A 13,049-nucleotide genomic window follows, 5' to 3' on the forward strand; every position below is an offset into this window, starting at 1 on the left:
AGAGCGCTGACGATATTGCGTCAGCGCTCTTTAATCCGTTGAGGAACCGAAGTCCGTGATCTTCATGTCGACTTCATACGTAATGGGGATATGGCTAAAGGTTTCATCCCAATCCTTCTCTACTTTTTTCCACAATTTTGGATATTTGATTCGGATCTGATCGGCAAAGCCCCCAACGTCTACATGATAGACATGCTGCATTTTATCCAAAACCTGTTCGATCTGTTTACGGGCTTCTTCTTCAAACAGTCGTTCCAACTCTCTCATATATTGCTCGGTTGTGGGAATCTCCGGAAAGCTCCAATCCTCAATTAATCTGCCTTCCGAACGGACCTTGATATGAAATGATATTTCGTCTCCCTGAACCTTGGGGATAATGGTGCTGTGGGAATTCTTGGGCTCATAAATAACGGTATGTCCGGTTTTATGCGCGTAGGTTTTCAGCGCCCCTCCCTTCACGTCCTCCTTGATCCAGGATAAGCCTTCAAGATCATATTGGCTTAGTTCCCCGATAAATTTCTTGGTATTGCCTTTGAATACGGCGGCACCCGAGAATTTATGCTCGCTTTGGGCGGTGACGACATTTTGCAGCAGGAAGCTCTCTCCCGACTGCATGGTGCTATCCAGCTTTATGAGTGACATCGGGGGAAGGATTTTGTTGGAACGATAGCGGTTATCCACAAGACCCATCAAGTAGAAAGCTGGGATCTCCCCGGGTTCGGTGGAGCTCAACGCTTCAAGTGCACTCCGGTGGCTCACCACTACCAGGCAGCTGGGGCGGATATCATTATCCCGGAGAATAAAATCAAGAATCTGCTCCAGGCTGTACCGTTTGGCGAGTTCGCTTGAGACGACGATGACCTTGAGATGATGGCCGATCAACGGACGGTCTCTTCGCAGAGCAAACTGGCGGAAGATCTGAATAAGGGAATCTCCCGTTAATTGTTCATTCAGATAGGCTTTGCTGGGTGAAGACGAGCTGGATCCGCCTTGTTTCTCGCTCTTGCTCGTAATCGGGGGCACGATCTGAACCGTCGCCGTCAGCACTTTCCTTTTGGGGTAGGTCGCCCCTTGTTGGTTGATCTCCCGTTCGAATCGGGATTCATTCGCTGCATCCAGTCCTAAACCTACATAGACGCTGACATCCTCGATCTCGTTGCTGCTCCAGCATCCGGTTGTCAGCAGCAGCAGGACGCTGGCCGTTACTATCGACACGCATCGTTTATATCTGTTCATTTCGGCTTCCCCCCTTTCTTGCGGGCCTTACTGATCAATAATAGGATGAGCGGCAGTCCTCCGAATAAATATATCGACATATAACCTACGGTATCTCCCAGCTTGAATGTCTCCGACACATCCTTCGGCACCATGGCGATCAGGAAGATCACCGGAAGCATGATGAAGAGGATGGGGCGTATATTCTTCTTCAGCAGCTGGGAGAGCCCTAGCGAGGCTGCGTAATGCGCGACCGTAAAGGTCGAGAATATTTGCATGATCCAGATGACAAGCAGCAGGGATTCAAAGCGCTCGAATATCAAGCCCTGCATCTCGAAACTCCGCATTAAGTCCAGCGTGGGCCAGGTTCTCTTCTGTACGCCGTGAATGGAGAGCCCGCCAATGACCATGATGACGGTGATCAAATAGATCACCATGGGAACCGTAATACCGACGAGCATAGCCTTGGTGCCTTTCTTGGGCGACTTCATGAACGCCATGGCAACAAACATGATCTCGTAACCGGTGAACGATAACAGCGAGGGTTTAATCCCTTTCAGCACGGGCATGATGCCCGAGCCAAGCACCGGCCTTAAATTTTTGACGTCGAATATGTTGCTGCTCAGCAGAATTGCAATAATGAAGAACAACAGCGTAATGGGCAAAATGATCTCGTACATTCTGGCGATGCAGTTGATCCCTCCTGTGGTCAAATACAGACCGATCCACATAAACGTCATCACGATGATCCATACGGGTGTGCCCTCAAGCAGGTATAGCCCCGTAACTTCCGCCATCACCCGGATTTCAAAAGCAGAAATGGTAATGAGATAAGCAATGACCAGCAAGCTCAACAGGAAGGCCACCCATTTACCAGTGATTTCGGGCACGAATTGAAAATAGGTTTTTCCCTGAAATTTGCGGCATAGCATCACGACGATGAATCCGGCCAGCATGATGATCATGCCGGAGATTAGAATGGATATCCATACATCCGGGGTTTTGGCAGCCTCTACCGTCGTTCTCGGGAGTGTGAGAATACCGGCGCCCAGCATGTAGTTAATGATCATGACGGCAGCCTGGGAAGTGGTAATTTGGTCTTTGGTCTGTAAACTGGAGCTGCTCATGGTCCTCACCTCGTTTCGTGCTTGGAATGATTAGTTTCGACGATCGGGATCCTGCGGTTTTAACAGTCGGGGACGTTTCTTCATCACCTTCAAGGGGAAGCGGATGAGGAAATCCTTCAAGTCGTTGATACCGTAAGGCACCATGGGGCTTGCGTAAGGCACGCCAAAGCTCTTCAATCTGACCAGATGACTGCACAGTAAAAGGAAGAACATCACGACGCCGAACAAACCGAGCACTGCCGCAAAGAACATCGCGGTAAACCGGAGGACGCGCAGTGTAATGCCGGCACTGTAGACCGGGATCGTGAAGGAGGAGATCGCGGTTACAGCTACGACAATAACGAGAAACGGACTGACAATTCCGGCATTTACGGCAGCATCGCCAATAATCAGACCGCCCACGATGCCCATCGCAGGTCCAATGGGTTTCGGAAGCCGGATCCCGGCCTCCCGCAAAATTTCAATGGCGATCTCCATGATGAGCGCTTCGATGATCGAGGGAAAGGGCACGCCCTGCCTCGTCCCGATAATAGTCAACGCCAGCTTGGTGGGTATCAGCCCGGGATTAAACGAAATAAACGAAATGTACAGTGCGGGTGCCAGCAGCGCCAGAAGGGCGGAGAGAAAGCGCAATAAGCGGACAAAGGAGCCCGAGATCCATCTCTCGTAATAGTCTTCAGGCGATTGGAGCAGCATGCTGAACGTGACCGGCATGATTAACGCGTAGGGCGTGCCGTCAAGAAGGATGGCTACCCGTCCCTCCAGCAAAGCACCGATGACCCTGTCCGGTCTCTCGGTATTTTGGATTTGCTGAAAAGGACTCATGACGTTTTCTTCAATCAATTGCTCGATGTATCCCGATTCAAGCGGATCGTCGATTTCGATTTTCCGGATGCGCGTAACGACTTCATCTACCAGATTGGGGTCGGCGATGTCCTTCATGTAGGCGACGACCAGATCTTTTTTTACCCGGTTTCCGACCTCGAATCGGGTGAGCTGAAGACTTTCATTTTTTCCATGAAGCCTAAGCAGGCCTGTATTGTCTGACAATCTTTCGGTAAATCCGATACGGGGACCTCGAAGAAGGGCTTCCGATAGAGGCTCTTCTACGTTTCGGCTTTTTCCCTTGGCCGACCCCACCAAAAAGGCTCCTTGCATTCCATCCACCAATAAACAGGGCGTGCCTGCAAGAACGGCTTGTACAAGGTCCAATAATTGACGAACATGCTTAATCTCACATACCGGCAGCATCTGGCTGCTGATGTAGGCTTTGATGGCATCGCTCGAATCATTAAAGTTGTCGTGCTCCGTTTCCGGAACCCCCTCCAGCATCAGGGGTCTTATAAGATGGGTGTCGATGAGGTCGCTATCCAGCAATCCGTCCACATATACGACGACCGCCCGCGTTCGCGTGCCCCGTATCGTAAATTCTCTGATTTCCACGTCCGCATTGTCACCGATCGCTTGGCGAACCGACGTGATATCCGTGTCGTAAAGTCCCGTTAGGGAAGCGTCTGGCGAAACGCTATCCTCCCTCACGGGTGAAGAGGGGATGTTGGGCTTTAGGGAAAAGCTTGAGTTGATTGACTTGTGAAACCATTTGGAGAACAGCAGCATCACGACGGGGACAAAAAAGAGCAGAAAGGCTTGGAAAAATATCGTCCACTTCGGAATATAAGACGCAATGACGGACCACACCGATAATCACCCCGCAGTTTCTTAGCAATTGGGTCATAATGCGAATCATGTGTATTGTTACCCGAGGCGATCTTGAAAATTCCTGTATTTTCAATATTAGAGAAGGGGACCCACGGGTCTGCCTTCCAATGATGACGAATGGGCGCTGGAAAACTGGATACGCAAAAAAAAAGGCATCCCCCAGGCCGCTGACCTGATGGGATGTCCTTATGATGCGAGTTAAGCTGAAGCTCTTACTTCTTCGATATCGAGAACGGCAGTTCCTCCGCACTGTAATGACGGTAGCTTGGAGCCAATCCAAGACGGAAATCGAGGGATTTTCCTGCCAGAATATCCTCATGCGTAATGTACAGTTTAGTGTAATCCTGTCCCTCCAATTGCACGTTCGCCACGAAATTGGACTGCGGATTGTTGTTGTCGGTATGAATCAACATCTGTTTGCCGTTTGGCAGCTCAATGCTCACGCTGTCGAACAGCGGGATGCCGAGCACATATTCATTGCTGCCTGGACATACCGGATAGAAGCCCATGGAGCTGAACACATACCAGCCGGACATGCTGCCGTTATCCTCGTCGCCCGGGAAGCCGTCAAAGCCGCTGTTGAACAGGTTCGACATCAGCTGTTTGAGGATCACCTGGGATGATGCGGGCTGCCCTACATAGTTGAACAGATAAGGAATATGGAAGCTCGGCTGGTTGGAAATCGCCAGCTGGCCATAATCGATGGCGGCCATCTCGCTCATCTCATGAATTTCAAAGCCGTAGCCCCGGACGTCGAAGTCTGGCGCTTTGTTGCACAATTCGGTAATTTTGTCGAAAAAGCGTTCTTTCGAACCATACGCTTCGATCAAGCCTTGGAAATCCTGGAATACGGCAAAGCTGGTTTGCCAAGCGCTTCCCTCGGCATAATCGAGTCCCCAGCTCGTGTCGTTGAAATTCGGACGGAACTGACCGTTCTGATCTTTGGCCCGCATGAAGCCGGTCTCCGCATCAAATATATTCTGATAGTTGAGCGCGCTTTGTCTGTACTGAGCGGCTATGTCCGACCGGCCCAACACATCGGCCACGCGGCTGATGCAATAGTCGCTGTATGCGTAATCCAGCGTGTGGTTTACGCTCTCATGATAGCTGCTCGGAACGTAACCGTACTTGATGTAGTCCAGCGTTCCTTGACGTCCATAACAATTCTGTCCGCTCTGCGTGGTGGCTGCGGTCAGCATGGCCTCCAGCAGTTCCGGCAGCAGATGCTGGGCGAGTCCCTTTGCCGCCGCATCCGCGATGACCGCGTCAATAAGCGTGCCCGGCATCAGTCCGCGCTCATCCGGGGACAGCCATTTTGGCAGGAAGCCGGTCTCGCGGTAAGAATTCAGGAAACCTTCCAGCATTTCCTCATATTCCTTCGGCGCGATGATGGAATAGAGTGGATATACGGTTTTGTAAGTATCCCAGAAGCCGTTATTGGTATAGAGCACGCCCTTCTTGACGGATCGGGCCGTTGTGTCGTAATGAACCGGCTTCATATCGGCATCGAGCTCATAGAATTTTTGCGGGAACAAGAACATGCGGTAAAGGCAGGTATAAAAAGTGCGCATATATTCCTCGTTCGGGTGAGTGACCCGGATTTTGTTCAGGTAATGATTCCAGGCTTCCGCCGCCAATTCTTTCTGTTCGTCCAAGGTTGTGTCGAGCTCGCGCGTCAGATTAAGCTCCGCTTGCTCCTGGCTGATGAAAGAGGTCGCCAGCTTAACATCCAGGGTGCCCTTTTCACAGTCCTTGAAGCGAATGACGACATGCTGGTCCGCATTGACGAAAGCGACCTCCGGGAAGAACTGGCCTTCGGCGTCGTAGTAACCGGTCGCAGAGAGATCCATGTCCTTGCTGAAGCTCATGGCCACGTACATGCGGAATCCTTTATCGTGACAGTCTGCGAAGTTGCTGACATAACCGGTCATTTTGCGCTGGGCAGCATCCACCCGGAACTCGCTTTGGCTTTGGACGTTTAGCACAAGGCCAGCCTGCTGCCCGGAATTGTATTTGATGCGCAGCGACGCGCCATAGCAGCTCGGTACCAGCTCCGTGGTGATGTTGTAGCGCTGCTGCTTCACTTTGAGATAATGAGGCTTGAATATCGCTTCCTCCGGCCGGTACGAGCTTTGGCAGGTGAAGACGGAACCCCTGATTTTGTCGTCTGCGATCGGAGTCATCAGGAAGTGGGCGAAGTCGCCCATCCACGGACTCGGCTGGTGCGTCAGGCGAATGCCTTGGAAGATGCGGTCATTGGGGTTGAAGAACCAGCTTCCTTCGTTTTTGGTCTGCACGACATAGTGGTTCATACCGAACGGCACACCCGTGTAAGGGAGTGCATTCCCGTTGGAAAAGGTATATTGGTTGTTGGTGCCCTGTCTGGTATCGACATAGTTCAGCATGTAAAAGTCTCCTTTGTTATTGAGGAATAGGCGGATTATAACTTCTTCACGGTCTGGCGTTCCATGAGCCGAACGGGAATCACCACATTCTCAAGAGGGTGTTCCAGAGAGTGCTCTATGAGGGATATGAGGTTCCGTGCAGCCTGATATCCCATCTGTCCAAAGTCCTGCGATATGGTGGTCAGCTTGGGTTCAACGAAGCTCGCGAGATGAATGTCGTCAAAACCGACCACGGAGAAATCGTCCGGAACGGACAAGCCCAACTCCTTGGCGATTTGAATGATCTCGATCGCAATGAGGTCATTCTCTGCCACAATCCCCGTAATTCCTTGGTTCACGACGGACTGAATAAACTGAATATAGTATTCTCTGCCGTTGTCGTGGTCATGGGTTAAGTAACGGTCGGTCAAGTCATTGACGCTGTAATCGATCAGGCTGTAATCATACAGAGCCTTCAAGTAACCGAAATACCGCTCCCGGATGGAAGAGGAATTCTCTACCTTCAAGGAGGAGATAAAGGCGATTTTTTTGTGATTGTTCTCGATCAGATGTTTGGAGGCTTGGTATCCGCCGTCAAAGTTATCGGAGACGACCGACAGGAAGGGGATGCCTTCAATGCACTTGTCCATCGTCACAAGCGGGTACTTTGCCAGGTGATATTGATACAGAATGCCAAGGTCCGAGATGCTGCTGATCGGGTAGAGGATCAATCCGGAATGGGCGCTTTGAAGCGCAGTCTCCAACAGCTTGCGCTGCCCGACAATCGTATTGGACTGAATGTTCAAGCTATAGTCGGTCGTTGCGAGATATTCATTGATGCCTTTCTCGTAATCGCCGAGTCCCGGATTATGGGCGAACGGAAGAATCAGCAGAATCTCTTTGCCAGTCTTGCTCAATGGTCGGTGATCAGCCGTAGCGTCGCTCACGAAGCTCCCCTTGCCCTGGATCCGGTAAATCAGCTTGGCATTCTCCAGCTCGTTCAGCGCTCTCTTCGATGTAATCCGGCTGACCTTATATTCCTTCGAAATCTCGGCTTCGGTCGGAAGCTGGTCTCCAGCCTGAAGCTCCCCGGATTCAATCTTGGCTGTTAGAGCGTTGACGATATGTTGATATAGTGGAATTTGTTCCATTTGAGATCACCTCGCTAAATTTGATATATCATTTTGTGGGGAGAATGTCAAAGTTTAAAGATGCATTTGAATAAGAAGATACGGTTGTTATGGTTGAACATACGGAAAGGCTGGAGTGGGAATTCCCGATATGTGCTAGACGGGGTTATTAAAGTATGGTTGTTATTATAAGGATAGTATCCCTGGTTATACTTCGGAATGAAACGTCCGCCGAGCCGCTAAATAGAGAAGATGAGCACTGAAATATCGATTAAATGGTATATCATTTGATCGAAAATCAAAAATATTTTATATATCAAATATAAATCTGTATGTATTCAGCGGGTTGGACCTGCTCCGGCACATTTATTATTCTAGTAATCATGCTGACCCTTGGCATATTGCATCTTGGCAGCCTTGATGCTGGCTGGTATCAGCTTTATGTACATGATTTGACAGCTTATCATTTGAGTGATAAATTGACTGTGATTACGATAGAGGAGGTCAATGGAATCAATGAAGCAATTGGGATTTCATCAGGAGAACCGGTTAGCCATGCTGTCATGGATTCGGATCACCCGGTTTCAGCAGATCGGCAATCACATCTCGAATGAGTTTTTGCAGCCTTTCTGCATTACCGTTGCCCAATTCGACGTGCTGATCCAGGTCATGGCCCACCAACCTCTATCTCAGCAGGAGCTGGCCGAATATCTGTCCATCAGCGGCGGCGGCGTTTCCCACATGGTGAAACGGCTGGAGAAGCTGGGCCTGATTGTCCGCAAGCAGGATTGGAAGGTGAAGTACATCTCCCTAACCGAGAAGGGACAAGCCTTGCTGCAAGAAATTATCCCGCTGCTGTCGGATTTTCAAACCTCCATGTTTGATGTTTTGGATGATCAAGAACTACAGCAGCTTTACAAGACTATGAGAAAGCTCCATCAGTATAACTTAAAAAAGAAGTCGTCAAACCCTCGGATTAGCGTCGAAGAAGAGTAGCGGAGAGGAACCATCACTGCTCTTATAGCGACCCGGATGGGTCAGCCATGATAAGGAGTCCCCTTAAGAGCGGATTCCTTTTTTTGCGTGGTAGGGTACTCCCTCCTTAAGAATGAGACACAAATTTTGATATACAAGTTGGGAACAAACGTTCTATAATGGAAAGGGATGATTATGATCTGTACGGGAGGTTGTTATAGTTGAAGAAGAGCGCGCTGTTGGTCATTGATGTGCAGAATGAGATGTTTCAAGTAAATGATCCGGTGTACGAAGGAGATCGATTGCTCCACAATCTCAAGCAGCTGATCGCAAAAGCCAGAAGCGGCGGCATTCCTGTTATTTACATCCAGCATAATGACGAAGGGTTGAAGGCAGGTTCGGAGGCCTGGAAGATTAATCCTGAGATCACGCCTGCGATGTCGGATACCGTCATTCAGAAGACAAGACCGGATTCCTTCTACCATACGACGCTTGAGGAGGAATTGAAGAGGCAGGGCATCGAGCATGTAATCCTTGCGGGCATGCAAAGCGAATTATGCGTGGATACCACCTGCCGGAGAGCATCCAGTTTGGGCTATGATGTCACGCTGGTGTCCGATGCCCACAGCACCTGGAACAATTCGGCGTTAACGGCGCAGCAGATCATCGATCACGTGAATGCAACGCTAAGATGGTTTGCGGACATCAAGACAACGGAAGAAGCCCTTTGTACAGAAGAAGCCGGCGCGTAAACGCCGGCTTTTTATTTGGAGTTAGAGTATGCCTTCGGGCACTTTTCCCTCCCAGCAAGGCTGAGCGGGCAGTCCCAGGACTTGACCGATGACGACGGTCGTGTCCATGATGCCGATCGGTGCTTCGATAAGGCCGGGCTTTACGCCTGGGCCCGTAATTCCCCAAGTAATGGTCATATCCATGGGGTGATCACTTCCGTGATCGTTAGGATGTGCGCCTCCTCCGCCGTGATCCGTGACCGTAAGGATCCAGGTGTCTTCCAGCATCTGCTGATCTTTGAGTGCTTTGACTATCATGCCTACGTACTGATCGGTTACGGCAATTTGCTCCAGCTGCAGATCCGTACCGAATCCGTGCTTGTGGCCGGCGCCGTCGGGGTGATCCAGCTGAATGAACATCAGCTTGAAATCGGGCTGTTGATGAATATAATCGACGATGGCCTCCGCCAGCTCGGGGTCCGGTTTGGATTCCATATGAACGTTAATCGTATTCTCAATGATTCCCGTGTTGATCGGTGCCCAGCAGCTGAATGCAGACAAGGGGGCATCCGGCCATTGCCGGCGAGCCAGCTTGAACAGCGAGGCATAGGGGAAGTCCTCCGGAATCCTGCCGTGGATCGCCCGGTCATTATCAAGACCATGTCGATCCGGTTTTACGCCGTATAACAACGAGCCCCAACATTCGGCACTAATGCTCGGATATACGGTCTGAGCATCGTAAGAGTATGCTCCTGCCTTCAGCAGAGCGTGAATATGCGGAGCATCCGCGTTTTGAATGAACCCGCCTGCTCCATCAATTCCAAGAATAACGACACGGTTAGCCATCGATAGATCCTCCTCGGTATGAACATTTTGATCTTCGTGAATTCATGCAGCCGATTCCTACCCCCATAGGGCAATCGTGATGATGCCTATCGTGATAAGCGCTGACATGACGATTCGCCGCCAGCCTTGCTGTTCGCGCAGCACGATGATGCCCAGAACGGTGCCGAACACCGTGCTGATTTCACGGACCGGGGCAATGTGCGCAAGCGGGGTGAGCCGCATGGCAAACAGGAACAGCAAGTACGAACCCGGTGCCAGGATGGAGCCCAGCAGAATCGTGCGCCAGTTCACCGACCATTCCCGTTTCAGCTGCCTGGACAGCGCCACGGGAACGACCAGGGCGACGAAGTAACTGATGTTGGATAACTGGATCAGCGAGACGGGGGAGACCCCTGCATCCAGAATGGCTTTGTCGGTCAGGGTATATCCGGAAATGCAAAGCCCGACCAGACAAGCATATAGCAAGGCTTTGGGGTTTACGCTGGATTGGCCCCTGAGCCTCAAACCCGATAAAGCGAACAGCGAAAAAATGATAAGACTCAGCCCCATATAGCCTGCCGTGCTTAATTGTTCATGAAACAACACGAGGCTGCACAGCGAAGTCAACATGGCGCCAAGCCCCCGCATGAACGGATACACTTGAGACATGTCGCCATGGGTATAGGCTTTGGAGAGCAGCGTGATATAGCAGCCTTGAATGGTCATGGACAGAAGCATAAGACCGTAAACGGGCAGTTCCAGCCGCAGCCCCGACATCTCCACGATAAAATAAGGCATCAGAAAGACTAACGTGACGGAGTGGATGCACCACAAAAATACCGATTTATGAATGCTTCGCTTCGTAAACAGATTCCAAAGGGCATGGGTCAGTCCGGAAGACAGCACCAGCAGCAGTGACAGCAGCTCCATCGGCTATTGTCCTATGAGCACTTCGATGCCGCGGGCGGACAGATTATCCATCCATTCCCGTGAACATCCTTGATCCGTGATGACCATGGAGATATCATTCAGCTTGGCGAGCTTCGAGAACGTGGTTACCCCAAGCTTCGTATGGTCCGCGAGAACGATGCCTTCCTCCGCACGCGCAAGCATTTTTCGCGAGATATAAGCTTCGTCCAGATCATAATCGGTAATGCCATCGGTTAACGAGATCCCGCCAACCGAGATAAACGCTTTATTCACCTTGAACTGCTCCAGCAGCATTTCGGTAAGAGGTCCGGTTGACGCTTGCTTGGTCCGGTCCATATCTCCGCCGATAAAAATAATCCTCCCCTGAAACATCTCCATCGCGAGATTCAATATAGGCAGCGAATGGGTGATGACCGTGACATCAGGCCGGTCTTTAAGATAGCGCATGACCTCAATCGTGGTCGTCCCGTTATCGAGCAGAACGGTTTCGCCATCCTTGACAAGGGAGGCGGCGAGTTTGCCGATCGCGGCTTTTTCTTCCGCGCATGTCTGGGAACGGCTGGTGAAGGACGGCTCGATATGCCCGGAACGCGATTTGACGGCGCCGCCGTAAACCTTGCGCAGTTGGCCTTCTTTTTCTAACCGGTCCAAATCCCTCCGGATCGTTTCGGCGGATACCTCCAGCTGCTCTGCTAAGGCGTGGACCTTCACCTTGCCTTCAAGCTCCAATTGATTCAAAATCTTCCATCTGCGCTCCTCATAGGTTACGGACATAAGTGCATTCGCCTCCATGTGATATATGACTGATGATGACCGAAGTTGTGGATTCGATCTTATATTAGGATGGATAATTGACGATGTCAACAAAAATCATTGACTTCGGGGCGTTTTCTCCTCTAATATACACATAAAACCACAACAACCAACATGAAAACCACATGTCCAAGTAAAAGGAGGCAATGTGCGATGAAGCCGATTCTTCGATTCGGAGACGATCATACCTTCAAGATTGTGCAGTTTACAGATATTCATTGGAAGAATGGGGAGCCGGAGGATCTGATGAGCAGGCGCTGCATGGAGACGGTGCTCGACCTGGAGCAGCCCGATCTGGTGGTGTTTACGGGCGATCTTATTTATTCCGGCGAAGCCGACACCGGTTATAGAAAGTGCCAGGATCCGGCGCAGGCCTTCAAGGATGCCGTGTCTGCGGTGGAGTCCCGCGGAATCCGCTGGGCCTTCGTATTCGGGAACCACGATACGGAGGGCGAGGTCACGCGCGAAGAGCTGATGGATGTCGCCATGCAGCACGCTTATAATTGCGCAGAGCACGGCTCGCCGGATATTCATGGCGTAGGGAATTATACGCTGCCTTTATACGGCAGCAACGGGGAAGAGACGGCGGCCGTTTTGTACTTTTTCGACTCAGGGAGAGAATCTGAACACCCTGCCGTTCCGGGATACGATTGGATCCGGCGCGACCAGATCCGGTGGTATGAAATGGCGTCCCGGGCATACAGCGCCAAGCATCAGGGGAGCCCGCTGCCGTCATTGGCTTTTTTCCATATCCCGCTGCCGGAGTATCGAGAGGTGTGGGAGCGTAGGACGTGTTATGGCAGCAAGTTTGAGAAGGTGTGTTGCCCGGAGGTGAATACCGGGCTGTTCGCGGCGATGCTCGAGCAAGGGGATGTGATGGGCACGTTCGCAGGACATGATCACATCAATGATTATTGGGGCGAACTGCACGGCATCCGCCTCTGCTACGGCAGAGCGACCGGGTATGGCACATATGGCCGCGAAGGCATGCTCCGGGGGGCAAGGGTCATTTGCCTGCATGAAGGACAGCGGCAGTTCGACACCTGGATCACGCTGAGCGACGGCTCGCAGATCCGGGAGCAGGAGAAGCATGAACCCGGGGCGTCTGACTGATACACGACACGCACGGCAGTAACAAACACACCTCTCATGAAATGGCCGGGTTCATAACCGCCATGTTCATAAGAGGTGTGTTTGTTT

The 13,049-nt window shown here is 51.2% G+C and carries 11 protein-coding genes; 3 read left to right on the forward strand and 8 right to left on the reverse strand.

Annotation, left to right across the window (positions count from 1 at the left end; all coding sequences use genetic code 11):
• Positions 1–30: 30 nt before the first annotated feature.
• The 5 genes from JNUCC32_RS26150 to JNUCC32_RS26170 all read right to left on the reverse strand — a co-directional run bounded on the left by JNUCC32_RS26150 (position 31) and on the right by JNUCC32_RS26170 (position 7,596).
• Positions 31–1,236 (reverse strand): Ger(x)C family spore germination protein, encoded by a 1,206-nt coding sequence (locus JNUCC32_RS26150; protein WP_192570274.1) that lies wholly within the window; start codon positions 1,234–1,236, stop codon positions 31–33.
• Positions 1,233–2,342, reverse strand: coding sequence for a spore germination protein (locus JNUCC32_RS26155; protein ID WP_192570275.1), 1,110 nt, complete (start codon positions 2,340–2,342; stop codon positions 1,233–1,235). The genes JNUCC32_RS26150 and JNUCC32_RS26155 overlap by 4 nt, the downstream gene beginning before the upstream one ends.
• Positions 2,343–2,372: 30 nt before the next feature.
• A complete protein-coding gene (locus JNUCC32_RS26160; RefSeq protein ID WP_192570276.1) occupies positions 2,373–4,040 on the reverse strand; it encodes a spore germination protein in 1,668 nt (555 codons plus the stop codon).
• Between the two features lie 233 nt (positions 4,041–4,273).
• Complete coding sequence (locus JNUCC32_RS26165; RefSeq protein WP_192570277.1) at positions 4,274–6,466, reverse strand: GH92 family glycosyl hydrolase; 2,193 nt, start codon at positions 6,464–6,466, stop codon at positions 4,274–4,276.
• A gap of 35 nt (positions 6,467–6,501) precedes the next feature.
• Positions 6,502–7,596: a LacI family DNA-binding transcriptional regulator gene (locus JNUCC32_RS26170; protein WP_192570278.1), complete on the reverse strand. Its 1,095-nt coding sequence runs from the start codon at positions 7,594–7,596 to the stop codon at positions 6,502–6,504.
• 495 nt (positions 7,597–8,091) lie between these two features.
• On the opposite strand from JNUCC32_RS26170, the gene JNUCC32_RS26175 reads away from it, so the two are divergent.
• Together JNUCC32_RS26175 and JNUCC32_RS26180 are read left to right on the forward strand one after the other, a co-directional pair.
• Positions 8,092–8,571, forward strand: a complete 480-nt coding sequence (locus JNUCC32_RS26175; RefSeq protein WP_192570279.1) for a MarR family winged helix-turn-helix transcriptional regulator — start codon at positions 8,092–8,094, stop codon at positions 8,569–8,571.
• A 200-nt stretch (positions 8,572–8,771) separates the two neighbouring features.
• On the forward strand, positions 8,772–9,302 hold the full coding sequence (locus JNUCC32_RS26180; protein WP_096775711.1) for a cysteine hydrolase family protein: 531 nt from the start codon (positions 8,772–8,774) through the stop codon (positions 9,300–9,302).
• A gap of 21 nt (positions 9,303–9,323) precedes the next feature.
• Here JNUCC32_RS26180 and JNUCC32_RS26185 read toward each other — a convergent pair whose 3' ends face one another.
• From JNUCC32_RS26185 to JNUCC32_RS26195, 3 genes are read right to left on the reverse strand one after another with little or no spacing between them, the layout of a single operon-like run.
• Positions 9,324–10,127 (reverse strand): alkaline phosphatase family protein, encoded by an 804-nt coding sequence (locus tag JNUCC32_RS26185; RefSeq protein WP_192570280.1) that lies wholly within the window; start codon positions 10,125–10,127, stop codon positions 9,324–9,326.
• 57 nt (positions 10,128–10,184) lie between these two features.
• Positions 10,185–11,036, reverse strand: coding sequence for a DMT family transporter (locus JNUCC32_RS26190; protein ID WP_009592723.1), 852 nt, complete (start codon positions 11,034–11,036; stop codon positions 10,185–10,187).
• Between the two features lie 3 nt (positions 11,037–11,039).
• Entirely contained in the window at positions 11,040–11,810 is a 771-nt protein-coding gene (locus tag JNUCC32_RS26195; protein ID WP_192570281.1) for a DeoR/GlpR family DNA-binding transcription regulator, read from the reverse strand.
• Positions 11,811–12,002: 192 nt separating this feature from the next.
• On the opposite strand from JNUCC32_RS26195, the gene JNUCC32_RS26200 reads away from it, so the two are divergent.
• Positions 12,003–12,962, forward strand: coding sequence for a metallophosphoesterase family protein (locus JNUCC32_RS26200; RefSeq protein WP_192570282.1), 960 nt, complete (start codon positions 12,003–12,005; stop codon positions 12,960–12,962).
• Positions 12,963–13,049 lie beyond the last annotated feature (87 nt).

Origin of the sequence: Paenibacillus sp. JNUCC32, assembly GCF_014863545.1 — a bacterium.
GTDB classification, from domain to species: domain Bacteria; phylum Bacillota; class Bacilli; order Paenibacillales; family Paenibacillaceae; genus Paenibacillus_AQ; species Paenibacillus_AQ lautus_A.

Excerpts from the sequence above, each read along its gene's own strand:
- JNUCC32_RS26150 (WP_192570274.1), bottom strand. The coding sequence starts at position 1,236 with ATGAACAGATATAAACGATGCGTGTCGATAGTAACGGCCAGCGTCCTG.
- JNUCC32_RS26155 (WP_192570275.1), bottom strand. The coding sequence starts at position 2,342 with ATGAGCAGCTCCAGTTTACAGACCAAAGACCAAATTACCACTTCCCAG.
- JNUCC32_RS26165 (WP_192570277.1), bottom strand. The coding sequence starts at position 6,466 with ATGCTGAACTATGTCGATACCAGACAGGGCACCAACAACCAATATACC.
- JNUCC32_RS26170 (WP_192570278.1), bottom strand. The coding sequence starts at position 7,596 with ATGGAACAAATTCCACTATATCAACATATCGTCAACGCTCTAACAGCC.
- JNUCC32_RS26175 (WP_192570279.1), top strand. The coding sequence starts at position 8,092 with ATGAAGCAATTGGGATTTCATCAGGAGAACCGGTTAGCCATGCTGTCA.
- JNUCC32_RS26185 (WP_192570280.1), bottom strand. The coding sequence starts at position 10,127 with ATGGCTAACCGTGTCGTTATTCTTGGAATTGATGGAGCAGGCGGGTTC.
- JNUCC32_RS26190 (WP_009592723.1), bottom strand. The coding sequence starts at position 11,036 with ATGGAGCTGCTGTCACTGCTGCTGGTGCTGTCTTCCGGACTGACCCAT.
- JNUCC32_RS26195 (WP_192570281.1), bottom strand. The coding sequence starts at position 11,810 with ATGTCCGTAACCTATGAGGAGCGCAGATGGAAGATTTTGAATCAATTG.
- JNUCC32_RS26200 (WP_192570282.1), top strand. The coding sequence starts at position 12,003 with ATGAAGCCGATTCTTCGATTCGGAGACGATCATACCTTCAAGATTGTG.